This window comes from Bradyrhizobium sp. CCBAU 25360, from assembly GCF_028128695.1.
In the GTDB taxonomy this organism is placed as follows: Bacteria; Pseudomonadota; Alphaproteobacteria; order Rhizobiales; family Xanthobacteraceae; genus Bradyrhizobium; species Bradyrhizobium ottawaense.
The window spans coordinates 41,399-67,436 of sequence record NZ_LBJA01000030.1; the positions used below are offsets into that span (position 1 = coordinate 41,399).

The window sequence follows — 26,038 nt, forward strand, 5'->3', positions numbered from 1 at the left end:
TATCGGTGTTTGGGGAGAAGTCTTACCCGAACGCCTGCCGCAGCCTGCGTGCCAGATCAAACAGCATCTGGTTCTGCTTCACCAGCCGCTTGCCGTGGCTGAGCGAGGACATCGCCATCGCCGCGAGCTTGCCGCGCGAGGTCAGCGGGACAAAACTGTCGAAGATGTCTTCGTCGTCCTTGCAGAACATCCGCTTGTAGTCGTCCGAACCGATACCGAGGTCGAGCGAGCGGTAGCCGTGCTCGCCGTAGCGATCGATGATGTAGCGCATCAGGATCAGGCCGGGGCTGTAGCGGGCGTGCTCGGACATCGTGTAGGTGTTGAACATCATCGAGAAGCGCTCGCCGTCGGCGACGCCGGCGAAGATCGCGATCACCTCGTCGTCGCATTCCAGTGCATGGATGTCGATGACGCGGCCTTCGCCGCGCGGCGCAAGGCAGGCGCTGCGGACGAACTGTTCGACGCCCGGCTCGGCGAAGACGTTCGGGAGCTTCTGTTCTGCCATCCGCACCGGCTTGACGCGGAAGAACCAGTCGAGCAGGCGGGTGACGTCCGCGTCTGACGTGGCAAGGTGATAGCGATAGCCGGCGAGCGCCTGGAGCTTCTTTTCCTTGCTCTTGAGTCGGCGGCGGAAGGAATTGCTGATCCGCGATGCCGGCGGCCCGCCCGGCTCCAGCACCAGTTGCGGGCAGCCGTTGATCGGGCTCTGCCGCGGCAATAGGGCAAACGGGTTCTGCTGGCCGTGCCAGCGCTGCGGCTGCTGCGTCAGCGCGAGCACGTCGATGTGCTCGCGCAGCGGCGCAAGCAGCGTATCGAGATCGGCGGCAGTGGTCTGCGCAGCACACGCGGCGTTCCACAGGCCCATGTTGAAGGTCGTATGCTTGCCGCCCATGAAGCAGGCCGTACGCACGCCGTGGCTTTGGCGCAGCGAGAGCGGCAGCAGCATCAATGGCGTGTGATCGGCGTCGCGGCCGATCACGATGAAGGGCCGCGCGCCCTCGCGCTCGCCGACCAGTCCCTGCCAGGGGCTCAGCAGATCGAACCGCTGATAGGGCGTGAAGAGATGGCCGGGCTCCTCGAAGGCGCGCCAGACCGCCTCGGCGGCGCCGAGATCGGTGACGATATCGACATGCGCGATACGGCTCGCTTTCGACCGCGCTGGCGCTTCTGCCGTCCGGCTTTGCATCGCCGCAGCCATGGTCATTCGCGAAACCTGTCGAGAAATCAAAATAGACGTAATTCGGCCTGTGGCCGACCTTTGCAAAGAAATGTCAACAAAGGGTAAGGACAATGGAGAGGGAACGGGCGCCTTCCGGGCGCGAAGGGTCAAGATTTTGGCATCCGACGACAGATGGCTGGAACGGCTGCGCCTCGAGCTGGCCTGGTTCACCGGCCAGGCTGCGCTGCGCAGCCGCGGTGCCGGCGCCATCCTGCGCTTTGCGCGGGTGCGGCCACGGCGGCGCGGCGGGTTTCAGCCGCTGCGCGCGGACGAGATCACGCCGCAATTTCTCGACCGCGCCATTCGCGCGTTGAAGCGCTGGAACTACGATCTTCTCGGCATGGACGAGGTCTGCCGGCGCGCGGTGACACTGCCGGAGAAGCGGCGTTTCGTGGCGCTCACTTTCGACGGCGCGAACAAGGATCTGATCGACTTTGCCTATCCGGTGCTGGCGCAGCACGCCGTGCCCTTCACGATCTACGTGCCCACCGCGTTTCCCGATGGCGTCGGGCAGGCCTGGTGGCTCGGGCTCGAACAGGTGATCGCGCGCGAGAGCCGCATCAATCTGATAATGGGTGAGAAGGAGCAGCGCTTCACCGTCACCGGCAATGCCGAGAAGAAGGCGCTGTTTTCGCATCTCGAGAGCTGGCTGCGCTCGCTGTCGCCGGCGGATCTGTCGGCCGCGATCGCCGATCTCTGCACGCGCTACCGGATCGATCTCGCCGCGCTCTCGCGCGAGGCGTCGATGGATTGGGAGGATCTGGCCAAGCTCGCCGCCGATCCGCTCGTCACGATCGGCAGCGCCACGGTGAACTATCCGGTTCTCGCCAACATGAAGGATACGGCAGCCTCGCGCGAGATGGCGATGGGCAAGGCCGTTGCCGAAGCGGCCTTCCGCCGCGATGTCAGGCATCTCGCCTTTCCGTTCGGCGATCGTACCTCGTTCCGGCGCGGCCACGTTGTGATGGCGGAGGAGGCAGGCTTTGCCAGCGCGGTGTCGACGATCCCGGGCATCGTGGACGCGGAGGGGCGGACCAATCTGCGCGCGCTGCCGCGGATTTCCTGGGACGGTCGCGTGCGCTCGCTGCGCATGTTGCGCGTGCTGGTGTCGGGTGTTGCGTTTGCGCCGGTGAGGCCGACCGCTACGAGCCAGACTTGACGCGATCAGGTCGCTGCATCCAGCTCACGATCGGCATCGCCGGCAGCACCCAGCCCATGCCGACCACCACGTAATAGATCGCCTGCCGCCAGCCGGACTCGGCGATCCACGGCATCTGCGCCGCCGCCATGCCGAGCAGGGCCCAGACCGTGGCCAGCACCAGGAGCAGGATGGCGCCGAGGAACTTGCGGGTGCGGATCGTCATGGCTGACTATACGGCCTTCGCGTAACTTGCGCTGCGGGAGCGGGGGACTATAAGGGGCACGCAGTCCGGTTCAAGCCCTGGTTTTAGCGCCTGAAATGACGACGAATTCCGTTCCAACCAACCCGCATCGCGCCGTGCGCTGGTGGCTGATCTCCGTCGCCGCGCTGATCGCGCTGATGGTGCTGGTCGGCGGTGCGACGCGGCTCACGGAATCCGGCCTTTCGATCGTCGAATGGAAGCCGGTCACGGGCAGCGTCCCGCCACTGTCGGAAGCGCAGTGGACCGAGGCGTTCGAGGCCTACAAGAGAATCCCGCAATATCGCGAGCTCAACGCGGGCATGAGCCTGTCCGAGTTCAAGCAGATTTTCTGGTGGGAATGGAGCCACCGGCTGCTCGGCCGTTTCATTGGCGTCGCCTATCTCTTGCCGTTCCTGTTCTTCCTGTGGCGCGGTGGCCTGTCCGGTGAATTGAAACGTAGACTGTGGCTCCTATTCGCGCTTGGCGGTCTCCAGGGCGCGGTCGGCTGGTGGATGGTCGCCTCGGGTCTCACCGAGCGTGTCGAGGTGTCGCAATATCGGTTGGCGACGCATCTTGTGCTCGCGCTCCTGATCTTTGCTGGCATCGTCTGGACGGTGCGGCGGCTCAAGGAGCGGCCGCAGATCGCGGCGTCTGCGCGGTTGCGCTTCACGGGCGCGCTGCTCCTCGTCGTGACGTTCGTGCAGATCTATTTCGGTGCGCTGGTTGCGGGCCTGCGCGCCGGGCGCGCCTACAACACCTGGCCGCAGATCGACGGCGCGTTCATTCCCTCGGCCGAGCGGCTGTGGTTCGAGACCCCGTGGTGGCGCAACATGTTCGACAATGTGCTGACGGTGCAGTTCGAGCACCGCATGACCGCCTATGCGCTGTTCGCGCTGGCCGCGCTGCATGCGATCGACGCGGTGCGTTCGCGCGCAGGTGCGGCCGCAAGCGGCGCGCTCTGGCTGTTCGCGGCGGTGAGCCTGCAGGCGGTGCTCGGCATTCTCACGCTGCTCAACCAGGTGCCGATCGACCTCGCGCTGTCGCATCAGGCCGTCGCAATCGTCGTGTTGACGCTCGCGGTGATGCAGGTGGAGCGGCTCGCTTCGCGGCGATCTGCGGAGGCGCAGCCGCGTGCGGTTCCGATTAGCCAGCCCGGCTGATCAGCAATAGCCGTAGATGCCGCACGCGTAGGGTAGGCGCCAGAAATAATCGACCTGCTTCCCGCCGTAATACGCGCCCTGATAGTCGTAGCTCCAGGGGCGGCCGTAGTAGCCCGGCAAGGTGTGCGAGCCCGGCAGCAGCGGCGTGCCCGGCAGATTGCGGATATAGCTGCCGATGCCATAGGCCGGCGAGATCAGCGCATCCGGGTCGGTATCGACATAGACCTGCGGCGGCTCCTGTGGCGGAGCGGCGGCGCGCCGCTTCGGCGTGGCCGGCAAGTCAGCGGCAACGGCGGCTGAAACCGTCAGCATCGCCGCAAGGGCAGGCACCATCCAGCGCAGCATCGTCGGCTCCGAATCAAAAGGGCGATCCAAGGACGATGTATGGGGCAGATATGGTTAATGACTGTTAACCGGGACGTCATTCCGGGGCGCATTCAGGCGTCCCGGAATGACCGGGAAAGCTACGCCCCCAGCGCCTGTTCCAGATCGGCGATCAGGTCTTCCTTGTCCTCGATGCCGATCGAGAGCCGCACCACGTCGGGGCCGGCGCCGGACTTCACCTTGGCGGCGTCGTCGAGCTGGCTGTGCGTGGTGGACGCCGGATGGATCACCAGCGAGCGGGTGTCGCCGACATTGGCGAGATGCGAGAACAGCTGCAGTTTCGACACCAGGCTGACGCCGGCGTCATAGCCGCCCTTCAGGCTGAAGGTGAACACGGCGCCCGCGCCCCTCGGTGCGTATTTGCGCGCGAGCTGGTTATACTTGTCGCTTGCCAAGCCCGCATAGCTAACCGACGCCACCGCCGGATGGCCGGCGAGGAATTCGGCGATCGCTTTCGCATTGTCGCACTGCTTCTGCATGCGCAGCGGCAAGGTCTCGATGCCGGTCAGGATCATGAAGGCGTTGAACGGCGACAGAGCGGGGCCGAGGTCGCGCAAGCCCAGCACGCGGCAGGCGATCGCGAAGGCGAAATTGCCAAAGGTCTCCTGCAGGCGGATGCCGTGATATTCCGGTCGCGGCTCCGACAGCATCGGATATTTGCCGCCGGTCGACCAGTCGAAGGTGCCGGCATCGACGATGATGCCGCCGAGCGAATTGCCGTGACCGCCCAGGAACTTCGTCAGCGAGTGCACGACGATGTCGGCGCCGTGGTCGATCGGGCGGATCAGGTAGGGCGAGGCCAGCGTGTTATCGACGATCAACGGCACGCCCGCCTTCCGCGCCACCGTCGAGATCGCCTCGATGTCGGTGATGCTGCCGGCGGGATTGGCAATGGACTCGATGAAGATCGCCTTGGTGCGCGGCGTCACCGCGCGCTCGAAGCTTGCGATATCGTCGGGATCGGCCCACACCACGTTCCAGCCAAAGCTCTTGAAGGCGTGCGTGAACTGGTTGATAGAGCCGCCATAGAGTTTTCGCGCGGCGATGAACTCGTCGCCGGGCTGCATCAATTGCTGCAACACCACGACCTGTGCGGCATGGCCCGAGGCCACCGCAAGCGCGGCCGTGCCGCCTTCGAGCGCGGCGACGCGCTCTTCCAGCACCGCGTTGGTGGGATTGCCGATGCGGGTATAGATGTTGCCGAACGCCTGCAGGCCGAACAGCGAGGCGGCGTGGTCCGCATCGTTGAACACGAACGACGTCGTTTGATAAATCGGAGTCGCGCGCGCGCCGGTGGTGGGGTCGGGCTGTGCACCGGCATGCACGGCGAGGGTTGAAAATCCCGGAAGGCGATCGCTCATTGAGGGCGTCCTGTTCTCTTGGTCTGAAATCGCGCGGCATGCTGATGGGCGCCGCGCTCGGCGTCAAGGCGCCGTGTCACATCAAGACCATTTGGGAATGATCTTGCTACGCATTGTCGCGTTGGCAAAATGAATCCCTCGCAATTGCGTCAGCTTTGCTCGGTCTTGTTTTTGGCGGCACGATCGGAGGCCGCTGTGTCGCCGCCGCCGACGCTCATCCGATTGAGGGATAGCCGCATGCCTTGCGTCGGTGCCGGCGCGCGCTTGGAGCTGAGCGTGCGCGAATTCACGCCCATCCAGGAGATCTCGGACGACAGGCGGCCATATTCGATCTTGGGGCAGCGGTTCATCACCACCTTGATACCGACCGACTCGGCTTTCGCTGCCGCCACGTCGTCACGTGCGCCAAGCTGCATCCAGATCACTTTCGGCAGCGGGTCGAGCGTGAGCGCTTCCTCGACGACAGGCATGATGTGGCTGGAATTGCGGAAGATGTCGATCATGTCGATGGGACGGCCGATGTCGGACAGCGAGGCGATGAAGGGCTTTCCGAGCAGCTCCTTGCCGACATGGCCGGGATTGACCGGGATCATGTCGTAGCCACGCTGCGCCAGATATTTGAATGCGAAATAGCTCGGCCGCACATTGACCGGCGAGGCGCCGACCATCGCGATCGACTTCACGCTGTTGAGGATGGCGCGGATGTAATTGTCGGAATAGGAGTCGTGGTTCATTTGTTCTTTTTCCTTGTCATTGCGAGGAGCGAAGCGACAAAGCAATCCAGTCTTTTTCCGCGGAGGGATTTCCGGATTGCTTAGCTTCGCTCGCAATGACGAATTCTATTCATCCCGCCATGTCGGCGTGCGCTTCTCGATGAAGGCGCCGATGCCTTCCTCGGCATCGCGTGCCATCATGTTCTCGGTCATTACCTCTGCGGCATAGCGATAGGCATCCACAAGGCTCATCTCGGCCTGGCGATAGAACGCCTCCTTGCCGAGCTTGACGGTGTAGGCCGATTTCAGCGCGACCTGCTCCGCCAGCGCGATCGCGGCGTCGCGTTCGGTGCCGGCGGGCACCACGCGGTTGATGAGGCCGATCTCGCGGGCGCGCGCGGCCGTAACAGGCTCGCCCGTCAGCAGCATCTCCATCGCCTGCTTGCGCGGCACGTTGCGCGATAGCGCCACCATCGGGGTCGAGCAGAACAAGCCGATGTCGACGCCCGGCGTTGCGAATTTCGCGTCCTCCGAGGCGATGGCGAGATCGCAGCTGGCCACGAGCTGGCAGCCGGCCGCGGTCGCGATACCCCGGACGGATGCGACCACAGGTTTTGGCAGGTGCACGATCGCCTGCATCATCGCGCTGCAGGCGGTCATCATCTCGGCAAAGAAGGCGCGGCCACGATCGGGGTCAGTGCGGCGCGCGGTCAGCTCCTTCATGTCGTGGCCGGCGGAGAAGGCGGGACCGTTGGCGGCGATCACGACACCGCGGACGGCCTTGTCGCTGCTGATATCATTGAGCTCGGCATGCAGGCTTGCGATCATCGCCGCCGACAGGCTGTTGCGCGCGGCGGGGCGGTTCAGCGTCAGTACGGCGATCGGGCCTACGGTCTCGCGCAGCAGGATCGGCGGTTGCGGGGAGGGAGCGCGGGCAGCCTGGGCGGACATCGAAGCGTTTCCGTTGGATTATTGCATTTGAATGACGCAGATAACTTAATGTAACAGGGCAAGTGAAGCGAGGGTGGGGAACAGCATGGCGTTAGCGAAAATGAGCGTGGCAGAGGTCGAGCAGTTCCTCCGCCACGAGTTTCCCCAGGCCTTCAGCGGCGACGACATCACGATCGAAAGCGCGGACGGCCAGACCTGCCTTTTGCGCCAGCGCTACAGCGAAAGGATGCTGCGACCCGGCGGAACCGTGTCCGGCCCGACGCTGATGGCGCTGGCCGATTTCGCGATGTACGTGGTCCTCCTGTCCGCGATCGGGCCTGTCGGGCTCGCCGTCACCACCAATCTCAACATCAACTTCCTGCGCAAGGGCGGGCCCGGGCAGGACGTGCTGGCGGAGGCGCGGCTGCTCAAGCTCGGCAAGCGGCTGGCGGTCGGGGAGGTGAAACTGTTGTCCGGCAGCTCGCCCGATCCGATCGCCCATGTCACCTCGACCTATTCCATTCCAAATGTTTGAGCTTTTTGCAGGTAATATAGCACCATATTTTCAAGCCATTGATATTACGGTACTAATTTCCGCCGCCGGGCATTGACCGTTGCGCGTCTCTTCTCTAGAAAACCGCGCAGTCCGGTGCGGTGTTCGCGCCGATGCTCCCCGTCCACGGAAACTCTGACATGAAAACCTTTTCGGCAAAGCCGGCTGAGGTGACGAAGAAGTGGGTGCTGATCGACGCCAAGGGTCTGGTCGTCGGCCGCCTCGCCACCATCGTCGCCATGCGCCTGCGCGGCAAGCACCTCCCGACCTACACCCCGCACGTTGATTGCGGCGACAACGTCATCATCATCAATGCGCAGCATGCGGTCCTCACCGGCCGCAAGCGCGAGCAGAAGACCTATTACAAGCACACCGGCTATGTCGGTCACGTCAAGGAGCGCACCGCGCGCCAGATCCTCGAGGGCAAGCATCCCGAGCGCGTGCTCGAGAAGGCCGTCGAGCGCATGATCCCGCGTGGCCCGCTCGGTCGCGTCCAGATGGGCAATCTCCGCGTCTATGGCGGCGCCGATCATCCGCACGAGGCACAGACGCCCGAGAAGATCGACATCGCCAAGTTGAACCGCAAGAACACGAGGGCCGCATAACATGGCCGAATCCATCCAGTCGCTCGACCAGCTCTCGCAGCTCAAGACGGCGGCGGCGCCCGATGCGCCCAAGCACGAGAAGAAGGTCGACAAGTTCAACCGCGCCTATGCCACCGGCAAGCGCAAGGACGCGGTCGCCCGCGTGTGGATCAAGCCGGGCGCCGGCAAGGTCACCGTCAATTCGCGCGAGGTCGAGGTCTATTTCGCCCGTCCCGTGCTGCGGATGATGATCGAGCAGCCGTTCTCCGTGGCCGCGCGTTCGGGCCAGTACGACGTGATCTGCACGGTTGCCGGCGGCGGCCTGTCCGGTCAGGCCGGCGCGGTCCGTCACGGCATCTCCAAGGCGCTGACCTATTTCGAGCCGGAGCTGCGCTCTGTGCTCAAGAAGGGCGGCTTCCTGACGCGCGACTCCCGCGTGGTCGAGCGCAAGAAGTACGGCAAGGCCAAGGCCCGCCGGTCCTTCCAATTCTCGAAGCGTTAATCGCTTCGGTCACATTCGCCGCGAAAGCGGCTTCAATGAGATGCAAAAGGGCGCTGATTTCAGCGCCCTTTTTGTTGTTCGTTTGTATGCAAATTGATGGCGTGTTTCCCGAAAACTTGGCCTCCCGCGAAAACCTGAATGGAACTCGCGCGACCTAGCGTCGCATTCGGAAGGGCGCGCAAATCGGCTGGGCCGGTCGCGTAACTGCTATGTTCTAGAGGGGGCCGACATGATGTCGCTCGATAGCATCACGCTCTATTTGGTCGCCACCATGGTTGCCGCACTGCTCGGCGCCATGATGGTGTTTTTCGGCAGGCAGGAGAACAGCCCTGCACTGAAATGGTGGGGCACCGCGTATCTGCTCGGTGCCGCCTCCGTCGCGCTGTGGACCGCGGCCGGCGACAGGCTGGGCCCGCATCTTTACCTTGCGCTGAACGCGGTCGGCTTCGTCGCCTGTGGCATGGTGTGGAATGCGGCGCGGGTCTTCCACGGCCGCAAGCCGAACTGGCCGGGTCTCGTGCTCGGCGCGCTCGCTTGGGTCGCCGCCGTCACGCTGCTCGACCCCGAGGCATCCATGTTGCGGATGATCATCGGCGCCGGCATCGTCTCGGTTTACGCGGCATTGACCGCCAGCGAGCTCTGGACCGAACGGCGCAAGAGCCTGCAGCGGCGCTGGCCGGCCTTCGTGATGCCCGTGATGCATGGCTGCGTGTTGATGCTGCCGGTCCTGATCGGCAGCTTCCTGCGTCCGCACGATGCCGGCTTCTCCCAGAGCATCTGGGTCAAGGTGTTCGCGGTTGAACTCATCCTCTACGCCGTCGGCACCGTGTTCGTGATCTTCATGCTGGTGTCCGAGCGCACCGTGACCGCGCACCGCACCGCCGCGTCGACCGATCCCCTGACCGGCATGCTCAACCGGCGCGGCTTCTCGGAAGCCTGCGGCCGCGTGATCGAGCGCGAGGCCAAGGCCGGACGTCCCGTGACCGTGATGATCTTCGACATCGATCACTTCAAGTCGATCAACGATCGCTTCGGCCACCCCGCCGGCGACGAGATGCTGAAACTGTTCTCCACCGTCGTCGTCAGTAATTTGCGCATCACCGACATGTCGGGCCGCATCGGCGGCGAGGAGTTCGCCGCGCTGCTGCCGTGCTCGCTGGAGGAGGGCGTGCTGGTCGCCGAGCGCGTGCGCGAGGCGTTCGAGACGTCCGGCGTCGTGGTCGATGAAGGCCCGGTCGACACCACCGTCAGCATCGGCGTCGCCGGCGGGCCCGCCGGCACCGAGCTCGAGGTGCTGCTGGCTTCGGCCGACACCGCACTCTACCAGGCCAAGCGCGGCGGCCGTAACCGCGTCGAGGCGGCGGAGGAGCTGCCGCTGTCGCTGGAGAACTGGCGCCGACAGAGCGCCGCGCGGATCAGTGCGCCGCAGCCGCGGCCGGCTACCGCCTGAGACGCAAGGCAGCACCCGCGGTAATCCTCTGTTTACCATTCGATCCCTACCATTGCGGTCATGGAATCGATCCGTCGACAGAACCCGCAAGCTGCCCTGATGTCGCTCGAAGCCGCTGCGGCCTCGGCACGCAGCGGCTTCGCCTGTCTGTTCTCGACCGCGGACGAATACGAGAGCGCGCTGATCACCGAGCGCCGCGCGCAGGGGCGTTACACGCAAGGCCGCCGCAGCTACTGGCCGCTCGCGCTGTTCATCGGCTGCGCCCTGATCGTGGCGGGCACCGTCCTGCTGCTGCTCTGAGAGACCTGCATTTTTGGGCCGACCAGGGCGCCGTTTCGGCGCCTTTTTCTTTCTTGCTGCCTGCGCTAGACACGCCCATCGAACAAAAAGGGTGGAAACCGATGATCACCGAGATCGCGCAAATCGACGTCAAGCCGGGCAGCGAGAAGGACTTTGAGGCCGCCGTCGCCAAGGCCAGGGCCGCCTTCGGCCGCTCCAAGGGCTTTCACGGCTTCGAGCTGCACAAATCGATCGAGAAGCCGCAGCGCTACCGGCTGATGGTGAAATGGGCGACGCTGGAAAATCACACCGTCGATTTCCGCGGCTCGGAAAACTTCACCGAATGGCGGGGCCTCGTTGGCCAGTACTTTGCCTCGCCGCCCGAGGTGGAGCACACCGAGACCGTGCTGACGACCTGAGGGTTTATTTCTGGAGCATGATCTTATCGGAAAACCGCTGCGCACTTTGCGCTAACGCGGCCCTTCGGGTCCGGATCATGCTCTAGGCCGCTTCTGCCAAAGGCGGCGCCTCATAGGTCTTGAAATGGTCGATCATGACCTTGGCGATGGCGACCAGCGGCAGTGCCAGCGCCAGGCCCCAGATGCCGAACACGACGCCGAGCACGATCTGGAACGCGAACAGGGTGGCCGGCGGAATGTCCAGCGCCTGCCGCTGCAGGATCGGTGTCAGCACGTAGCTCTCCATGGCGTGCACGCCCATGAAGAGCAGAAAGGCCGATAGCGCCGGGATCCAGCCCGAGGCGAGGCTCGCCAGCACCACGACGACGCCGGCGATGATGGCCCCGATGGTCGGGATGAAGGCGAGCAGGCCGGCCTGAATTCCCAGGATGAACGAGCTGGGGATGCCGATGATGGCAAGCCCGATCCAGGTCACCACGCCGACCGCGAGCATGACGATGATCTGCGCGATCAGCCAGCGCTCCAGAGTCTCACTGATGCGATCGATGATGAGGGCGACGCGGGTGCGGTGCCTGGCAGGCGCCAGGAATAGCAGACCGTCGTGATAGACGGCCGGCTGGGCGGCGAAGGCGAAGCCCAGGAACAGCACGATGAAGATGTTGCCGACACCGTGGATGGTGCCGAGCAGCAGCTTGAAAGTCTGGCTCACGATCGCCCCGCCACTGGAGGCCAGCGCGCCGGCGCCGGGCAGGGGACCGCGCGAGGGCGCTGCTGGTGCGGGCGCCGTCTCCGACGGCGCAGTGGCCGAGGCGTCGGTCGCGCCGTTGCCGAAATCGAAGAAGCTGGTGTCGATGCCGTGGTTGTCCAGGAAGGACTTCACGTTCCCGATCTGCGACTTGATGGTCTTGCTCAGCAGCGAAGCCTGTTCGGCAATGGTGGCGCCGCCGAGATAGGCGATGCCGGCCAGCATCAGGGCGAGCGCGGTGCAGACGATCGCGAGCCGCACCGGATGCGGCAGGGGCACGCGGCGGCCGAGCGCGCCTGTCAGCGCGTTGAGGCCGAGACCGAGCAGCATGCCGGTGAAGATCAGCAGCAGGGTGGCGGCGAAATACCAGGTGAAGGCGAGCAGCGCGGTGAACAGCACGACGCCGATGCCCCCGACCGAGATCGCCCAAGCGAGGTCGCCGCGGGTCCGGGAGCGTTCATCTTTGGACGACATGGTCACATCGGGTCCTTTTCAGCGCAATGCGCGCTGCACTCTCCGGGCAAACGCGCTTCGGATCAAGACCGCGTCAACGCGCTGATTTGACGTCGGCGTGCCGACGGTGCAGAGCGATGAGGAAAGAGCAATGGGGGCGGTTTGAGCTTCATCAGCAAATGGGCCGGTCTGCTCGGGCTTCTCGCCGTGCTCGTGGTCGGCGACCAGATCCGGATCAACCGGCCCGGCCACAAATTTCGTCTCACGGTCGAGGTCACGACGCCTGACGGGATCAAGGCCGGATCCGGCGTTCTGGCCGTCGTGCCCGACCGCAACTATAACCGCGGCGGCCGCACCACGATGCGCGGGGAGGCGGTGTTCGTCGACCTCGGCCAGAGCAAGAATCTGGTGGCATTGCTGGCGCACCGGCAGGACGCCAAGCTGGACTTCGACGACATCAACTATGTCGCGCTCCGTGCCTATGGCGCCGCGCGCGGCAACCGCGTCTCGTTCAACGATATCCACCGGCTGACCGGCGTTGTCCCGGTGCAGGCAGACCTCGTGCCGGTGCTCGTGAGCTTTGGCGATCCCAAGGATCCCAAGACGGCCCGCCTTGTCGCCGGCGACCATGCGGAGGCGGTTCTGGGCGAGGGCTATGCGATCCGGGGCATCACTGCCGAGGTCGAGCCCAACGGGTTCTGGCCGATCGATTTCGGTGGGGTGCTCGGAGAGCCCGTGACGCGCGGCATCGATGCGAAACTGCCCTGGCTGGCCGCCCCGGGCGATCCTGCCGCAACCGCACTGCAGGCCGCCGGGCTGCCCGCCGGGGGCGAGGCCCGGGAGGCATTTGCGCGAAAATAGCATTGCCGTCCCGCGATCCCTTCTGTTGAATTTGTTCCAGCCCAAGGGCATGTTTGGAGAATCTTCTTATCGGAGAGGCGCGGAACGACAGATGAGAAAGCCGGTCGTCGGCGTGATCGGGAATGCCCATCGCGTCGAAAATCGATTTCAGGTCCAGATGGTCGGCGAGCGCAATTTGCGCGCCGTGGCCGAGGTTTCCGGTGGCCTGCCGATGATGTTCGCGGGCGCGCCTGATATCACCGATATCGGCGCGCTGCTCGACGTGGTCGACGGCATCGTGCTCACCGGCGCCCGCGCCAACGTCCATCCGACCCGCTTCAATGTCGATCCCTGCGAGCGCCACGAGCCGTACGATATCCATCGCGACGAGGTGGCGCTGGCGCTTTCGGTCGCCTGCGTCGCCCGCGGTGTGCCGCTGTTCGGCATCTGCCGCGGCCTCCAGGAGATGAACGTCGCCTTCGGCGGCTCGCTGCATCCCGAGATCCGCGAAATTCCCGGCCGCATGAACCATCGCATGCCCAGGCTCGAGAACGGCGAGATCCACCCCGATCCGACCGTGGTGTTCGCCGACCGTCACGACGTCGAACTGACGCCGGGCGGGGCGTTCGCAAAACTGCTCGGCTGCGAGAAGATCAGGGTCAATTCGCTGCATGGCCAAGGCATCCTCGATCCCGGCAAGCGCGTGCTGGTCGAGGGCGTCGCCGAGGACGGCACCATCGAGGCGATCCGGATCGCGGAAGCCCCGACCTTCGCGCTCGGCGTGCAATGGCACGCCGAATACGATCCCCAGCGCAATCCGGTCAACCGCAAGCTGTTCGAAGCCTTTGGCGAGGCCCTGGTCGCGCGGCAACGCGCGGCGGCGTAGGGTACTCTCGTGTCCCGGACAAGCTGCAACGCGTATGCGTTGCGGCGCAGGGCCGGGACCCAGCGCCGCACCGCGCACCGTTGTGACGTGGGCCCCGGCTCTGCAGCGCACCGCTAAGGGGCGCTGCGCTGCGTCCGGGGCACGAGAGGCGGCTGAGGCGCTTTCTCCCACCGTCATTGCAAGCGTAGCGACTTGTCCGCCGAAGCCTTGGCGAAGGCGGAAGCAATCCAGAATCTTTCCGCGGTGGGATTCTGGATTGCTTCGTCGCAAGAGCTCCTCGCAATAACGGAGCAAGGTGCATCGTCGGCATCTCCACGCTCTCAGCGCAACTCGCAGACACGCCTTCGCGCTCTCGCGGCGCGTTTCGCCCGAGGCTTGCTGTCGTTCGCGCTCCTTGAAGACCAAAGGGCGCAGGGAAGGCCGGGCGCCGGCGGCACCCGCAAGTCCGTGCGCGACGAAGATGCACACGGGGTGGACCACAGGTGATGCCGGTCGCCCGGCCTTCCCTGCGCGGCTGGTTTTAACGGTGTCCTTCGTGCTCTCCTCGGGGAGCGATGCACTATTGCCCCCGTCGCCTTGCGGGATGATCGATGCGCGTGCCCGGTCGGGCCGCCGCATCACCGCAAGCCTTGACGCACAGACCCCGGGCGTCAGGACCACACGACTTCTCCGTCCGCGGACGATCCCGCCGAAATCCCGGAAGGCTTGCGTGTGCTCGCCCTCTGGCATCGACGAAACCGCTGTGACCGCGCCGTGTCGTATCGCGTGGCCTGAGGACTCACGGTTGCCCGCCCTGTCATCATGCCGAGCCGCGCCGGCGCTACCGCGTCCACCGCCACCCGGCCCGCATCTCGTGACGATCGCGAAGCGCCCCTTTGGCAGGGGCCGGGATGGGCGAGGGTATGCCACAAATCCGAAATTCGGGAAAGCGGAATATTTTTGCGCCAAGGACTTGACCGGGTGTTTTGCCCGACGCGTCTCGGGGAGTGATCCCCATCGCTGACCGAGCGGACCGGAAGGGATTGCGCTATCCCAATGCCGGTAGCTGCTTTATCGGGAAGACTTGTTTGGTGGATTTGGCAGATACAACTAAAGTTCTGCCCCAAGACGGAGGATGACCTTCATGAGCAGACCTGTGAAGACGGAAAGCGAACTGATCGCCATGGCGAAGGCCGAGTTGAAGGTCCACGCCGATTGTCCCGATGGAATGACAATCTCGATCCTCCGAGATGGTACTTCCTGGGAGTTTCGAGCCAGCGCGGACCAGGCCACCTCGGACCGGCCCGGCTACCCTGAATGCGTTGCCATGCTGGTCCAGATCGGCGATCACCTCTGCAAGCAGTACGACGTGGAAGGGTAGGCGCGCCCGCGCTTCGACCATGCCCCGCAGGTCAACCCGTTAAGCACTGCGACGATGTTTTAGACCCCGCTGCGGCAAACTGTCCAATTTTCCTGTTGACCCGGAATTGGGCGACGGTAATGGTGGCCTCGCTTCACGCGGCTGGCGAGACCTGAACATGTCTTGTCTTGCCCAAAACAAGAACGGGCGGAAGCATCAGGAGGGGAACTAGCTCCCGCGCAGAAATGGAAGGCTGCTGCTGCAGCGCCATGGTCCTGCTCGCCTGGGGGGTAGCACTCAGCGAGCGGGGAAAAGGCATCGATGCGCCCATTGTTGGCGGTAAGTACGGCTATCGACTGGCTGAATGAAAAAGTCGGCAACGTCTGCAACGTTTTGGTGCTCGCGGCCTGCGTGGTCAGCGCTGCAAATGCGATGATCCGTTATGCCTTCAGTTACAGCTCCAACAGCTGGCTCGAGACGCAGTGGTATATGTTCGCCGTCGTCGTGATGTTCGGCTCGTCCTATACTTTCAAGCGTAACGAGCATGTGCGCGTCGAAATCATGTACCTCATGCTTTCCGAGCGCGGCCAGCTGTGGCTCGACCTGATCGGGACATTGGTATTCCTCGTCCCGGCGTGCCTGCTCCTCAGCTACCTCTCATGGGCGATGTTCCACAACTCGTTCATCATCGGCGAAATGTCCAACAATGCCGGCGGCCTCCTCCGGTGGCCGATCAAATTTGTCCTGCCTGCGGGATTCTTCATGCTGGCTTTGCAAGGCGTCTCGGAGGCCATCAAACGCATTGCGGCCTTGCGTGGTGAAGTCACGATCGATGCGAAATACGAGCGGCCGACCCAATGATCACGATTGAAATGATGCCGCCGATGATGTTCGGCGGGCTGGTCCTGGCCATGCTGATCGGATTTCCGGTCGCCTTCACGCTGGCCGCTCTCGGGCTTTCGTTCGGATTTCTCGCGATTCACGAGGGATTTTTCGGGTTCAGCTTCCTCCAGGCCATCCCGGAGCGCATCTACGGCAGCGTTCTGGCCAACGAGCTGCTGCTGGCAATTCCTTTCTTCACGTTCATGGGCTCGATCCTCGAACGATGCGGCCTCGCCGAGGATATGCTGGATTCAATGGGGCAATTGTTCGGTCCCATTCGCGGCGGCCTCGGCTATTCCGTGATCATCGTCGGCTTCATCCTCGGCGCCATCACGGGCACCGTGGCGGCGCAGGTCATCGCGATGGCGCTGATCTCGATGCCGGTGATGATCCGGTACGGCTACAACATGCGCTACATCACCGGCGTGCTCGCAGCCTCCGGCACCATTACCCAGCTGGTGCCTCCCTCGCTGGTTCTGATCGTGCTCGCGGACCAGCTCGGGAAGTCGGTCGGCGATATGTATCTGGGCGCCTGGGGCCCCTCGATCCTCCAGATCGCACTGTTCGCCGGCTACACGTTTGCGCTGAGCGTGATCAAGCCGGGCCACGTTCCGGCCGTGCCCAAGGAAGCAAGGACGCTCACTGGCTGGGCGCTCTGGCGCAAATGCCTTTTGGGCATCATTCCGTCCGCTGTCCTGATCTTCGTGGTGCTCGGCACGATGATGCTGGGCCTCGCCACCCCGACCGAAGCAGGCGCGATGGGCGCCGTCGGCGCGATCGTCCTTGCCGTCATCCATCACAAGGATTTCAGCCTGGCTGGCCGCAAGATATTGCTCGTCGGCGTTGCGGCGGCGGGTGTCGGCACCATCATCGGGATCTACTTCACGCCGAATCTGCCGTTCAAGATCGCCTTCGCGATTGCCTATCTCGCCGTCGCCTGGGTCTGCATCGAGGCGGTCAGGATTCCGGACCTGCGCACCCTGGTCAAGCAGGGCTACGAGACCACGATGCGCATCACCTGCATGGTGACGTTCATCCTGATCGGATCGACCTGCTTCTCGATCGTCTTTCTCGGTTGCAACGGTGGTGTCTGGCTGGAGCACATGCTGACATCGCTGCCGGGCGGGGTCTGGGGATTCCTGATCTTCATGAACCTGTTCATCTTCTTCATCGCCTTCTTCCTCGACTTCTTCGAGATCGCCTTCATCATCATCCCGATGATCGCGCCGATCGCGCAGAAGCTGCTCACTCCCGTCGTCGGGGCGGATGCTGCCTTGATCTGGTTCGGTGTCATGCTCTGCGTCAACATGCAGACCTCCTTCCTGCATCCGCCGTTCGGCTTCGCCTTGTTCTACCTGCGGGGTGTTGCGCCGAAGGAGGTCAAGAGCTCGGACATCTATTGGGGCGCTATGCCCTGGATCGGCCTGCAGGCGATCATGGTTGCGGTCGTCATCGCATTCCCGATCACGGTCACGGGGCTGCTGGATGCTCCGAGGAAGGTGGATCTGGACAAGATCAAGATCGAAATTCCGGACATCGAGCTGCCGCCGCCGCTTGATTTCGGCCAGCCGAAGAATTGAGGAAGTATCTCCGCCCGGGGATTGATCCAAAGATATTGGAGGGCTGCCGGTGACCTGCGAACGCTGCCCTTGCACGGGGAGCGGCGGATCTCGATTGCGACGTCGCAACTGATCAGCAGGCTGGCGGAGTAGACGGTCGCCTCGCGCTGTGGCTAAGTCCGGGCCCAGAGCAGCGAAAGGGGCGCCCGATGCCGTATTTCCCGTCTGGACACGACCGAGACTTCCGCGTCTGCAAGGTGCTTGCCGACCTGTTTTGCGCAATCTTGCTCGGGACCTTTTCCATCGTCTTCTTCGGCTGGGTCGGCGGCATTGTCGCGTTCGTTGTCCTCGAAGTGTGCCTGATCGGGCTCGATTGGCTGATCCCGAGCACGGACGACGCGGCTGGCGTTGTTCGCTAAGGGCAGCGATGAAGCGCAGCGCCACCGTCACGGTCCTTCTCCTGCTCGCATCCTCCGCATTCGCCCAGAGCGGGCCGTAGGGCGGATTAGCCGAAGGCGTAATCCGCCATCTTGTCTTGATTGGGCAGCTTCAATGCCAAACTATCGCCGTGCATTTGTTGCGGGTGGTTGCTGGTTCTTCACGGTCAATCTTCTCGACCGCAAGCAGAGGCTGCTCGTCGAGCACATCGCAGCGCTGCGCGCGGCTGTTGCAGCGACGCGTCGGGACTATGCTTTCGCGATCGATGCGTTTGTCGTTCTTCCGGACCACCTTCATGCAGTCTGGACGCTTCCGGACGGCGATGCCGATTTTTCCATGCGGTGGAGATTGATCAAGACGCGCTTCGCGAAGACCTTGCCGAAGACGGAGCCTTTGACCGCGGTACAGATCGCAGGACGGGAGCGTGGCATATGGCAGAACCGATTCTGGGAGCACCTCATCCGCGACGAAACCGACTACGCACGCCATGTCGAGTATTGTTACATCAATCCCGTGAAGCATGGTTATGTGACCCGCGTGTTGGACTGGCCGCATTCGTCGTTCCACCGAGATGTCGAGGCGGGCCTGTTTCCTGAGGATTGGGCAGGAGAGAGCAGCACGGACGGTGACTTTGGCGAACGCGCGTGAGCGTCGCGAGCAGTCGGCGGATTACGCCTTCGGCTAATCCGCCCTACGTAAACCAATCAGTAGGAATTGGTCCGCCCTGATTTTTGCGGCTCTGATTTGTTCTTTGAGAACGAAGTGGAGTCGGATGCGGAACGAAAGCGGACGGCTCGAAGGCGTGTCACATCGTCCGCTCCATCCGTCGCGCGCGATAGGCCTGCGGTGACATCAAAGTGAGCTTGCGGAACGCCTTGCGAAAGCTGCTCTCGTCTTCATAGCCGGTCGTGCGTGCGATCGCCTTGATCGGCTGTGTCGTCGTCTCCAGCAACGTGCGCGCGTGCTCGACGCGGCGGCGCATGATGAAGGCCTGCGGCGGCTCGTGCGTGAGCTCCTGAAACTTCCGGTTCAGCGTCCGCTCGCTGAGGCCGAGCGCGCCGGCAAGCCGTTTGACCGTCATGGGAGCCTTGCCGGTGCGGCGAACCAGGAGGTCGGCCCTGGTCAGCAGCGGGTCCTGCGAGAGCAGATAGCCGACGGGCATGAAGATCGACTGGGTGCGCTGCGCGGTATCGATGACGACGTAGTCCGCGCATAGTTTTGCGGTCTCCTTGCCCTCGACCAGCTCGATCAGCCTGAGCAGCAGGTCGACCCACGACATCGGGCCGGCTGCGCAGACGATGCGGTCCGCAACCGTGATGACGGCGTCGGCGGCGAGGTCGATGGTGGGATGACGCTGCCGCAGTTCGCCCTGCAGCCACCAGGTGATGGTGGCGCGGCGGTTGTCGAGCAGGCCGGCGCCGGCCAGCAGGAACACGCCGCTGCAGAACGCGCCGATCAGCCGGCCGTTCGCGTGTTGCTGCCGGAGCCAGGCGCCGGCCCGGGCATATTGCGGTTGCAGGCGCTCGGCCGTGACGTGATCGACGAGGTTACCGGGGACGAGGATCGCGTCGAAGCGAGCGCGTTGCCCGATCCCGCCATCGACCACGACCATCCGGCCGCCGCCGGCGCGCACGGGTTTGCCGTCGAGCGAAAGCGTCTGCCAGCTGAAGCGGGATTTTGCGCCGCTCTGCTGCATGACGTGATTGGCCAGCGACAGGATGTCGGCGACGCCGGCGATCGCCGAATGCATGCAGCCTTCCAGTGCCAGAATTGCGAGCTTCATGAGACCCCCCGGGGTTGACGCCGCGATCCTATCCGATGGGGTCCGCGGGCGCGTGGCGGAAATTGCCTGATCTCTGTCTTATCCGCCACTGCCTTGCGGAGAGCGTCCGGTCCAATCTGCCGCCGTCGTCAACCGACATGATTGGAGAGAGACATGCCTTACGTCACCATTTCCACCGTCCGCGGCATTCTGGATGCCGCGCAGAAGAAGACGCTGCTCGAACGCGTCACCGACCTCCTGGTCGAGGTCGAAGGGCAGGGCAGCCCGGATTTCCGCCGCAACGTCTGGGTCAGGATCGAGGAGCAGGAGCCCTCGCACTGGTCGCTCGGCGGCATGCAGCCGACAGCTGAGATCATCGCGAGCACGTTCGGCCCGATCGGGACGGACGGGGTGCGGATCGCGCGGCGCTAGCAGCACGGAATGCGTGGGCGGATCAGCTCAAGGCATGGTCCGCCCGCCACCGCCCCGTGCTCAACCGATCTACGGGGCGGTTTCCATTGCATCGCACAATCAGGACAAGGGCCTACACCAGCACACGGCTGCATTGAGGTTCGAGAGGCGAACACCATATGCTCTGCAAGGGAGCCCTGCCGTGCAGACCATGAAGGCGGCCCTCGTTGCGGCGATTGGCGTCGTGGCTTTGATCTGCTGCCTCCTTCCCAGTTCAGCGGAGGAGAACGGCCGTCTTGCACTGATTGTGTCGATCGACGGAGCCATCGGCCCTGCGTCGGCCAGTTACGTGAAGGAGGCCTTGGCCAAGGCAAGCGAACGGCGCGCCGAGGTCGTGCTTCTGAGAATCAACACGCCCGGCGGCCTCAATACCAGCATGCGCGAGATCATTGCGGATGTGCTGGCCTCGCCCGTGCCCGTCGTCGGTTACGTCGCCCCCTCCGGCGCCCACGCGGCGAGCGCGGGGACCTATATCCTTTATGCGACCCACATCGCGGCGATGGCGCCGGGCACCAATATCGGTGCGGCAACGCCGGTGCAGATTGGCGGACCGCTGCCGGGGCTGCCGGGCGGTACACCGGACAAGGGCGGCAAAGACAAGAAGGACGGCGACCAGCAGAGCGAGAAGGATCAGCCCAGAGATCAGCCCAAGGATGCGATGACGGCAAAGGTGACCAATGATGCGGTTGCTTTCATCCGCAGCCTTGCGGAGCTGCGTGGCCGCAATGTGGACTGGGCGGAGAAAGCGGTCCGTGAGGCCGCCACTCTCTCTGCCAACGGCGCGCTGCAGGCCCACGCCATCGAGCTGGTCGCGCGCGATCAGGCTGAATTGCTGAGGCAGCTCGATGGCCGTGTGGTCGAGGTTGCAGGTGGCAAGACGCAACGTCTCGCGACCAAGGATGCGGTCGTCGAAGCCATCGACCCCGGATGGATATCCCGCTTCCTGGCGGTCATCACCGATCCGAATGTGGCGTTCATTCTCCTGATGGTCGGCATTTACGGCCTGATCTTCGAGTTCATGTCTCCCGGAGCCGTCGCTCCCGGCGTGGTCGGCGCGATCTGCCTGCTGATCGGTCTCTATGCGCTCAATTTGCTGCCGATCAACTATGCCGGCCTTGCCCTGATGCTGGTCGGCATCGTGCTTCTCACCGTCGAAGCCTTCAATCCGACGGTGGTGATCGGTCTCGGGGGCATCATCGCTTTCGTGCTGGGAGCGCTGATGCTCTTCAGGGTCGAGGCGCCCGGCTACCACCTGTCGTGGTGGGTGATCGGCATCACGGCAGCCGTGTTCGCCGGCTTTGCTCTGGTCGTGCTCGGTTCGCTTCGGCGTGCCGCCCGGGCTCCGGAACGGGTCGGCGCGCAGGCGATGCGAGGTTTGCCCGCCGAGGTTCTCGACTGGAGTGGGAGCGAAGGTCACGTCTTCGCCCATGGCGAGCGCTGGCAGGCGCGTGGCGCCGAAACGTTCAAGCCCGGAGAGACGGTCGAAGTCGCGAACGTCGTCGACCTGACGCTGCTGATACGGCGCGCACCGGCCAGGACCGGTGAGGGAGGTACATCATGATGCTGGAATATCTGACCTATGCGGCGCTTCTGCTGCTCGTCATCATGTTTCTATCCCAGGCCATTCGGATCCTGCGCGAATACGAGCGTGGCGTCATCTTCACGCTCGGCCGTTTTACCGGCGTGAAGGGCCCGGGCCTCATCATCCTCATTCCGGTCGTGCAGCAACTCGTCAAGGTCGACCTCCGCGTGATGGTGCAGGTCGTGCCGCCGCAGGACGTGATTTCGCGGGATAACGTGTCCGTCAAGGTCAACGCCGTTCTGTACTTCCGCATCGTCGACCCCGAACGTGCCATCATCAAGGTCGGCGATTACATGGCCGCCACCAGCCAGCTCGCGCAGACCACGTTGCGCTCGGTGCTCGGCAAGCACGAGCTCGACGAGATGCTGGCCGAGCGCGACAGGTTGAACGCCGACATCCAGGAGATCCTCGACAAGCAGACCGACGTCTGGGGCATCAAGGTGACCGGCATAGAGATCAAGGACGTCGATATCAACGAAACCATGGTGCGCGCGATTGCCAAACAGGCCGAGGCGGAACGGTTGCGGCGCGCCAAGGTGATCAATGCGATGGGCGAGCAGCAGGCTGCCGAAAAGCTCGTCGAGGCCGGCCGGATTCTCGCGCAGGAGCCTCAGGCGATGCAGCTGCGTTATTTCGCGGCCCTGCACGATATCGCGGGCGAACGGTCGTCGACCGTGGTCTTTCCGCTGCCGACGGGCCTGCTCGACCATTTTATGCCGCGGCGGGACAATCCTTAGCGACAAGAACAGGCCGACCCATCTTCGGCCCCATTGGGCGTATCGAATGTCGATCCCAACTTGAACGGGAGGAGAATTCGATGACGCAGCATGCCGCCAGACCCGCAATCCACCGCCGAAATCGGCCGTCGATCCTCGCCGCTCCGCTGATCGCCCTCGCACTTTGGTCGTGGGGGATCGCCGCGGCGCAGGCCGCGGAATCGGGCAAGGACGCGATGGCTGCCGGCCTGCCGCGCATTCTCGTGCTTGCGACCGGCGGCACCATCGCAGGCCAGGCCGACGCGCGTGCGACCGGCGCCTACAAATCCGGCCAGATCACGGGCGAGCAGCTGATGCAATCGGTGCCGGGCCTGGACAAGCTCGCAAGGCTGAACGCCGAGCAGATCTCGTCGATCGGGTCCCAGGACATGAACGACAAGGTCTGGTTTGCGCTGGCTCGTCGCATCCAGGAGGCCTTCGACAAGAACGAGGCCGATGCGGTCGTCATCACCCATGGCACCGATACGCTCGAGGAGACCGCGTTCTTCCTCGACAACGTGGTGCGCGGCGACAAGCCGGTGGTGATCGTCGGCTCGATGCGGCCGGCGACGGCCGTCAGCGCGGACGGCCCCGGCAATCTCTACGAGGCCGTGCAGGTGGCGGCCGACCCGCGCTCGCGCGGGCGCGGCGTGCTGGCGGTGCTGAACGACAAGATTCAGGGCGCACGCTCGGTCACCAAGACCAACACCACCAGCATCGAGACGTTCAGCTCGGCCAATGACGGGCCGGTCGGCTATGTCGACAGCGCCGGCGGCATTCGCTTCATGGCGCAGGCTCAAGGTCTCAAGCGCGCGACCTATCAGCTTCCAGCCGGCGAGCAATTGCCGCGCGTCGCGATCGTGTACTCGCACGCCAACATGGACGCCGTTCCGATCGAGGACGCCATCTCGCACGGCGCCAAGGGCATCGTGCTGGCCGGCGTCGGCGACGGCAACACCTCGAAGCCGGCGCTCGATGCGCTCGAAGCTGCGGCGAAGAAGGGCGTCATCGTGGTTCGCTCGACGCGGGTTCGGTCGGGCTTCGTGACGAGGAACGTCGAGGTCGACGACGACAAGAACGGGTTCGTCGTGTCCGAAGACCTCAATCCGCAGAAGGCGCGGGTGCTCACGCAATTGCTGATCGCGGGCGGCGTGACCGCGCCGGCAGAGCTGCAGAAGGCCTTTACGGCGACGTGGTAGCGGGCAGGTCGTACACCCTACGATTCAAACGAAAAGGCGCTCCTTGCGGAGCGCCTTTTGCTTGTCGGATACCTTCCGGGCTGCTTAGCCCGAATAGTACATCTCGAACTCGACCGGATGCGGGGTCATTTCGAAGCGGGCGACTTCGGTCATCTTCAGCTCGATATAGGCGTCGATGAAGTCGTCGTCGAACACGCCGCCGGCCTTGAGGAAGCCGCGGTCCTTGTCGAGGTTCTCGAGCGCCTCGCGCAAGCTACCGCAGACGGTCGGGATCTGCTTCAGCTCTTCCTTCGGCAGGTCGTAGAGGTCCTTGTCCATCGCCGGACCCGGATCGATCTTGTTCTTGATGCCGTCGAGGCCGGCCATCAGCATCGCGGCGAAGCCGAGATACGGGTTGGCCATCGGATCGGGGAAGCGCACCTCGACGCGCTTGGCCTTCGGCGAAGCGGTGTAGGGGATGCGGCAGGAGGCCGAGCGGTTGCGCGCGGAGTAGGCGAGCAGCACGGGGGCCTCATAGCCCGGGACCAGGCGCTTGTAGGAGTTGGTCGACGGGTTGGTGAAGGCGTTGATCGCCTTGGCGTGCTTGATGATGCCGCCGATGTAGTGCAGGCAGGTCTCCGAGAGGTCGGCGTATTTGTTGCCGGCGAACACCGGCTTGCCGTCCTTCCAGATCGACTGGTGCACGTGCATGCCCGAGCCGTTGTCGCCGAAGATCGGCTTCGGCATGAAGGTGGCGGTCTTGCCGTAGATGTGCGCGACCTGGTGGATGCAGTACTTGTAGATCTGCATGTGGTCGGCCATCAGCGTCAGCGTGTCGAACTTCATGCCGAGTTCGTGCTGGGCGGAAGCGACTTCGTGGTGATGCTTCTCGACCTTGACGCCCATCTTGGCCATGGCGCCCAGCATCTCCGAGCGCATGTCCTGCACCGAGTCCTGCGGCGGGACGGGGAAGTAACCGCCCTTGGTGCGGATGCGGTGGCCGAGATTGCCGCCTTCATATTCGGTGTCGGAGTTGGTCGGCAGCTCCGAGGAGTCGAGGCGGAAACCGGTCTTGTAGGGCTCGGCCGAATAGCGCACGTCGTCGAACACGAAGAACTCGGCCTCGGGGCCGACGAACACGCTGTCGCCCACGCCCATCGACTTCACCATGGCCTCGGCCTTCTTGGCGATGCCGCGGGGGTCGCGGTTGTAGGGCTCGCCGGTGGTCGGCTCGAGCACGTCGCAGGTGATGACCATGGTGGTCTCGGCGAAGAACGGGTCGATCGTCGCGGTGACCGGATCGGGCATCAGGCACATGTCGGACTCGTTGATCGCCTTCCAGCCGGCGATCGAGGAGCCGTCGAACATCGTTCCTTCGGCGAAGATGTCATCGTCGATCATGCTGACGTCGAACGTCACATGCTGCCACTTGCCGCGCGGATCGGTGAAGCGCAGGTCGACGTACTTGACGTCGTTGTCCTTGATCGATTTCAGGACGTCTTTGGCGGTCTTCATGCATACCCCTTTTGGCTCTGCGGGTCGGTTTCCAGATGAGCAAAATTATTCTCGCTCGGGCGAGTTTTGCGCGACCGCACAAACGAAATCAGGCCGCCGAAGCAGCCTTCTTTCTAGTCGGAGTGTCGCAAAATTCGGGATAGCACCCGGCTCAGATAGCGTCCAGCCCGGATTCGCCGGTTCGGATGCGGATCGCCTCTTCGATGTTGGAGACGAAGATCTTACCATCGCCAATGCGTCCGGTTTGCGCGGCGCGGCGGATCGCGTCGATGGCGCGCTCGACCAGATCGTCGCCGATCACGATCTCGATCTTCACCTTGGGCAGGAAGTCGACGATGTATTCTGCGCCGCGGTAGAGCTCGGCGTGCCCCTTCTGCCGGCCAAAACCCTTGGCTTCGGTGACGGTGATGCCCTGAAGGCCGACTTCCTGAAGCGCTTCCTTCACCTCGTCGAGCTTGAATGGCTTGATGATGGCTTCGATTTTCTTCACTGCGCGCCTCCGGCCTTTCGATCAAATAGCAACGTCTTCGTCAGGATGCGCTTTTCTTAACGCACGATCTTGTCTTCGCTATGCCTGAAACCCTGACCAGTCCGGCAACAACGGCCGGCCACACCCTGATAGATGCCAGTGAGCACGACGAACCGAAGCGGCTTCCTCGAAAGCAGGGTCTATGCCAAGTTGCACATGTCCTGATTG

The 26,038-nt window shown here is 63.9% G+C and carries 29 protein-coding genes; 19 read left to right on the forward strand and 10 right to left on the reverse strand.

What is annotated here, in order from left to right; all coding sequences use genetic code 11:
• Positions 1-22: 22 nt before the first annotated feature.
• Positions 23-1,204 (reverse strand): GNAT family N-acetyltransferase, encoded by a 1,182-nt coding sequence (locus XH81_RS07460; RefSeq protein ID WP_028141411.1) that lies wholly within the window; start codon positions 1,202-1,204, stop codon positions 23-25.
• Positions 1,205-1,334: 130 nt separating this feature from the next.
• Between XH81_RS07460 and XH81_RS07465 the strand changes: the two genes are divergently transcribed.
• Positions 1,335-2,378: a polysaccharide deacetylase family protein gene (locus XH81_RS07465; RefSeq protein ID WP_028141412.1), complete on the forward strand. Its 1,044-nt coding sequence runs from the start codon at positions 1,335-1,337 to the stop codon at positions 2,376-2,378.
• Here XH81_RS07465 and XH81_RS07470 read toward each other — a convergent pair.
• Positions 2,362-2,583, reverse strand: a complete 222-nt coding sequence (locus tag XH81_RS07470) for a DUF2842 domain-containing protein (RefSeq protein WP_018320088.1) — start codon at positions 2,581-2,583, stop codon at positions 2,362-2,364. The two genes, XH81_RS07465 and XH81_RS07470, sit on opposite strands and share 17 nt — an antisense overlap.
• Before the next feature lie 95 nt (positions 2,584-2,678).
• On the opposite strand from XH81_RS07470, the gene XH81_RS07475 reads away from it, so the two are divergent.
• Positions 2,679-3,761, forward strand: coding sequence for a COX15/CtaA family protein (locus tag XH81_RS07475; protein WP_028141413.1), 1,083 nt, complete (start codon positions 2,679-2,681; stop codon positions 3,759-3,761).
• Here the strand turns inward: XH81_RS07475 and XH81_RS07480 are convergent, their stop codons facing one another.
• The 4 genes from XH81_RS07480 to XH81_RS07495 all read right to left on the reverse strand — a co-directional run bounded on the left by XH81_RS07480 (position 3,762) and on the right by XH81_RS07495 (position 7,170).
• Complete coding sequence (locus tag XH81_RS07480) at positions 3,762-4,106, reverse strand: hypothetical protein (RefSeq protein WP_028141414.1); 345 nt, start codon at positions 4,104-4,106, stop codon at positions 3,762-3,764.
• Between the two features lie 119 nt (positions 4,107-4,225).
• Positions 4,226-5,506 carry an O-acetylhomoserine aminocarboxypropyltransferase gene (locus XH81_RS07485; RefSeq protein WP_028141415.1) on the reverse strand — a complete coding sequence of 427 codons (1,281 nt, stop codon included), beginning with the start codon at positions 5,504-5,506 and terminating at the stop codon, positions 4,226-4,228.
• A 149-nt stretch (positions 5,507-5,655) separates the two neighbouring features.
• Positions 5,656-6,240, reverse strand: a complete 585-nt coding sequence (locus XH81_RS07490) for a CoA-binding protein (RefSeq protein ID WP_028141416.1) — start codon at positions 6,238-6,240, stop codon at positions 5,656-5,658.
• Positions 6,241-6,345: 105 nt separating this feature from the next.
• Positions 6,346-7,170 (reverse strand): enoyl-CoA hydratase, encoded by an 825-nt coding sequence (locus XH81_RS07495; protein ID WP_028141417.1) that lies wholly within the window; start codon positions 7,168-7,170, stop codon positions 6,346-6,348.
• Between the two features lie 85 nt (positions 7,171-7,255).
• On the opposite strand from XH81_RS07495, the gene XH81_RS07500 reads away from it, so the two are divergent.
• The 6 genes from XH81_RS07500 to XH81_RS07525 all read left to right on the forward strand — a co-directional run bounded on the left by XH81_RS07500 (position 7,256) and on the right by XH81_RS07525 (position 10,936).
• The gene (locus XH81_RS07500; RefSeq protein ID WP_028141418.1) at positions 7,256-7,684 is read left to right on the forward strand and encodes a PaaI family thioesterase; all 429 of its coding nucleotides are present in this window, start codon (positions 7,256-7,258) and stop codon (positions 7,682-7,684) included.
• Between the two features lie 158 nt (positions 7,685-7,842).
• The gene (rplM, locus tag XH81_RS07505; protein WP_008137961.1) at positions 7,843-8,307 is read left to right on the forward strand and encodes a 50S ribosomal protein L13; all 465 of its coding nucleotides are present in this window, start codon (positions 7,843-7,845) and stop codon (positions 8,305-8,307) included.
• Between the two features lies 1 nt (position 8,308).
• Positions 8,309-8,788 carry a 30S ribosomal protein S9 gene (gene rpsI / locus XH81_RS07510; RefSeq protein WP_008547917.1) on the forward strand — a complete coding sequence of 160 codons (480 nt, stop codon included), beginning with the start codon at positions 8,309-8,311 and terminating at the stop codon, positions 8,786-8,788.
• A gap of 229 nt (positions 8,789-9,017) precedes the next feature.
• On the forward strand, positions 9,018-10,238 hold the full coding sequence (locus XH81_RS07515) for a GGDEF domain-containing protein (RefSeq protein ID WP_028141419.1): 1,221 nt from the start codon (positions 9,018-9,020) through the stop codon (positions 10,236-10,238).
• Positions 10,239-10,298: 60 nt separating this feature from the next.
• Complete coding sequence (locus tag XH81_RS07520; protein ID WP_028141420.1) at positions 10,299-10,538, forward strand: hypothetical protein; 240 nt, start codon at positions 10,299-10,301, stop codon at positions 10,536-10,538.
• A gap of 101 nt (positions 10,539-10,639) precedes the next feature.
• On the forward strand, positions 10,640-10,936 hold the full coding sequence (locus tag XH81_RS07525) for an antibiotic biosynthesis monooxygenase family protein (RefSeq protein ID WP_028141421.1): 297 nt from the start codon (positions 10,640-10,642) through the stop codon (positions 10,934-10,936).
• 82 nt (positions 10,937-11,018) lie between these two features.
• Here the strand turns inward: XH81_RS07525 and XH81_RS07530 are convergent, their stop codons facing one another.
• The gene (locus XH81_RS07530) at positions 11,019-12,155 is read right to left on the reverse strand and encodes an AI-2E family transporter (RefSeq protein WP_085968110.1); all 1,137 of its coding nucleotides are present in this window, start codon (positions 12,153-12,155) and stop codon (positions 11,019-11,021) included.
• 141 nt (positions 12,156-12,296) lie between these two features.
• Between XH81_RS07530 and XH81_RS07535 the strand changes: the two genes are divergently transcribed.
• The 7 genes from XH81_RS07535 to XH81_RS07565 all read left to right on the forward strand — a co-directional run bounded on the left by XH81_RS07535 (position 12,297) and on the right by XH81_RS07565 (position 18,726).
• Complete coding sequence (locus XH81_RS07535; RefSeq protein WP_028141423.1) at positions 12,297-12,995, forward strand: hypothetical protein; 699 nt, start codon at positions 12,297-12,299, stop codon at positions 12,993-12,995.
• 91 nt (positions 12,996-13,086) lie between these two features.
• Entirely contained in the window at positions 13,087-13,860 is a 774-nt protein-coding gene (locus tag XH81_RS07540) for a gamma-glutamyl-gamma-aminobutyrate hydrolase family protein (RefSeq protein WP_028141424.1), read from the forward strand.
• Between the two features lie 1,123 nt (positions 13,861-14,983).
• Complete coding sequence (locus tag XH81_RS07545) at positions 14,984-15,220, forward strand: hypothetical protein (protein WP_028141426.1); 237 nt, start codon at positions 14,984-14,986, stop codon at positions 15,218-15,220.
• A 300-nt stretch (positions 15,221-15,520) separates the two neighbouring features.
• Positions 15,521-16,060 carry a TRAP transporter small permease subunit gene (locus XH81_RS07550; protein WP_028141427.1) on the forward strand — a complete coding sequence of 180 codons (540 nt, stop codon included), beginning with the start codon at positions 15,521-15,523 and terminating at the stop codon, positions 16,058-16,060.
• Complete coding sequence (locus XH81_RS07555) at positions 16,057-17,661, forward strand: TRAP transporter large permease (protein WP_028141428.1); 1,605 nt, start codon at positions 16,057-16,059, stop codon at positions 17,659-17,661. The genes XH81_RS07550 and XH81_RS07555 overlap by 4 nt, the downstream gene beginning before the upstream one ends.
• A 236-nt stretch (positions 17,662-17,897) precedes the next feature.
• Positions 17,898-18,059 (forward strand): hypothetical protein, encoded by a 162-nt coding sequence (locus XH81_RS07560; RefSeq protein WP_162832275.1) that lies wholly within the window; start codon positions 17,898-17,900, stop codon positions 18,057-18,059.
• Between the two features lie 133 nt (positions 18,060-18,192).
• Positions 18,193-18,726: an REP-associated tyrosine transposase gene (locus XH81_RS07565; protein ID WP_028141430.1), complete on the forward strand. Its 534-nt coding sequence runs from the start codon at positions 18,193-18,195 to the stop codon at positions 18,724-18,726.
• A gap of 157 nt (positions 18,727-18,883) precedes the next feature.
• Here XH81_RS07565 and XH81_RS07570 read toward each other — a convergent pair whose 3' ends face one another.
• Positions 18,884-19,861 (reverse strand): GlxA family transcriptional regulator, encoded by a 978-nt coding sequence (locus tag XH81_RS07570; RefSeq protein ID WP_028141431.1) that lies wholly within the window; start codon positions 19,859-19,861, stop codon positions 18,884-18,886.
• 153 nt (positions 19,862-20,014) lie between these two features.
• Between XH81_RS07570 and XH81_RS07575 the strand changes: the two genes are divergently transcribed.
• The 4 genes from XH81_RS07575 to XH81_RS07590 all read left to right on the forward strand — a co-directional run bounded on the left by XH81_RS07575 (position 20,015) and on the right by XH81_RS07590 (position 23,847).
• Positions 20,015-20,272, forward strand: a complete 258-nt coding sequence (locus XH81_RS07575) for a tautomerase family protein (RefSeq protein ID WP_028141432.1) — start codon at positions 20,015-20,017, stop codon at positions 20,270-20,272.
• A 181-nt stretch (positions 20,273-20,453) separates the two neighbouring features.
• Complete coding sequence (locus XH81_RS07580; RefSeq protein WP_028141433.1) at positions 20,454-21,872, forward strand: NfeD family protein; 1,419 nt, start codon at positions 20,454-20,456, stop codon at positions 21,870-21,872.
• Positions 21,869-22,630: a slipin family protein gene (locus XH81_RS07585; protein ID WP_018320108.1), complete on the forward strand. Its 762-nt coding sequence runs from the start codon at positions 21,869-21,871 to the stop codon at positions 22,628-22,630. The genes XH81_RS07580 and XH81_RS07585 overlap by 4 nt, the downstream gene beginning before the upstream one ends.
• A gap of 80 nt (positions 22,631-22,710) precedes the next feature.
• Positions 22,711-23,847, forward strand: a complete 1,137-nt coding sequence (locus XH81_RS07590) for an asparaginase (protein WP_038974915.1) — start codon at positions 22,711-22,713, stop codon at positions 23,845-23,847.
• 84 nt (positions 23,848-23,931) lie between these two features.
• Here XH81_RS07590 and glnA read toward each other — a convergent pair whose 3' ends face one another.
• Both glnA and XH81_RS07600 read right to left on the reverse strand, forming a co-directional pair.
• On the reverse strand, positions 23,932-25,341 hold the full coding sequence (gene glnA / locus XH81_RS07595; protein WP_018320110.1) for a type I glutamate--ammonia ligase: 1,410 nt from the start codon (positions 25,339-25,341) through the stop codon (positions 23,932-23,934).
• Positions 25,342-25,492: 151 nt separating this feature from the next.
• Complete coding sequence (locus XH81_RS07600) at positions 25,493-25,831, reverse strand: P-II family nitrogen regulator (protein WP_007603495.1); 339 nt, start codon at positions 25,829-25,831, stop codon at positions 25,493-25,495.
• Between the last annotated feature and the right edge of the window lie 207 nt (positions 25,832-26,038).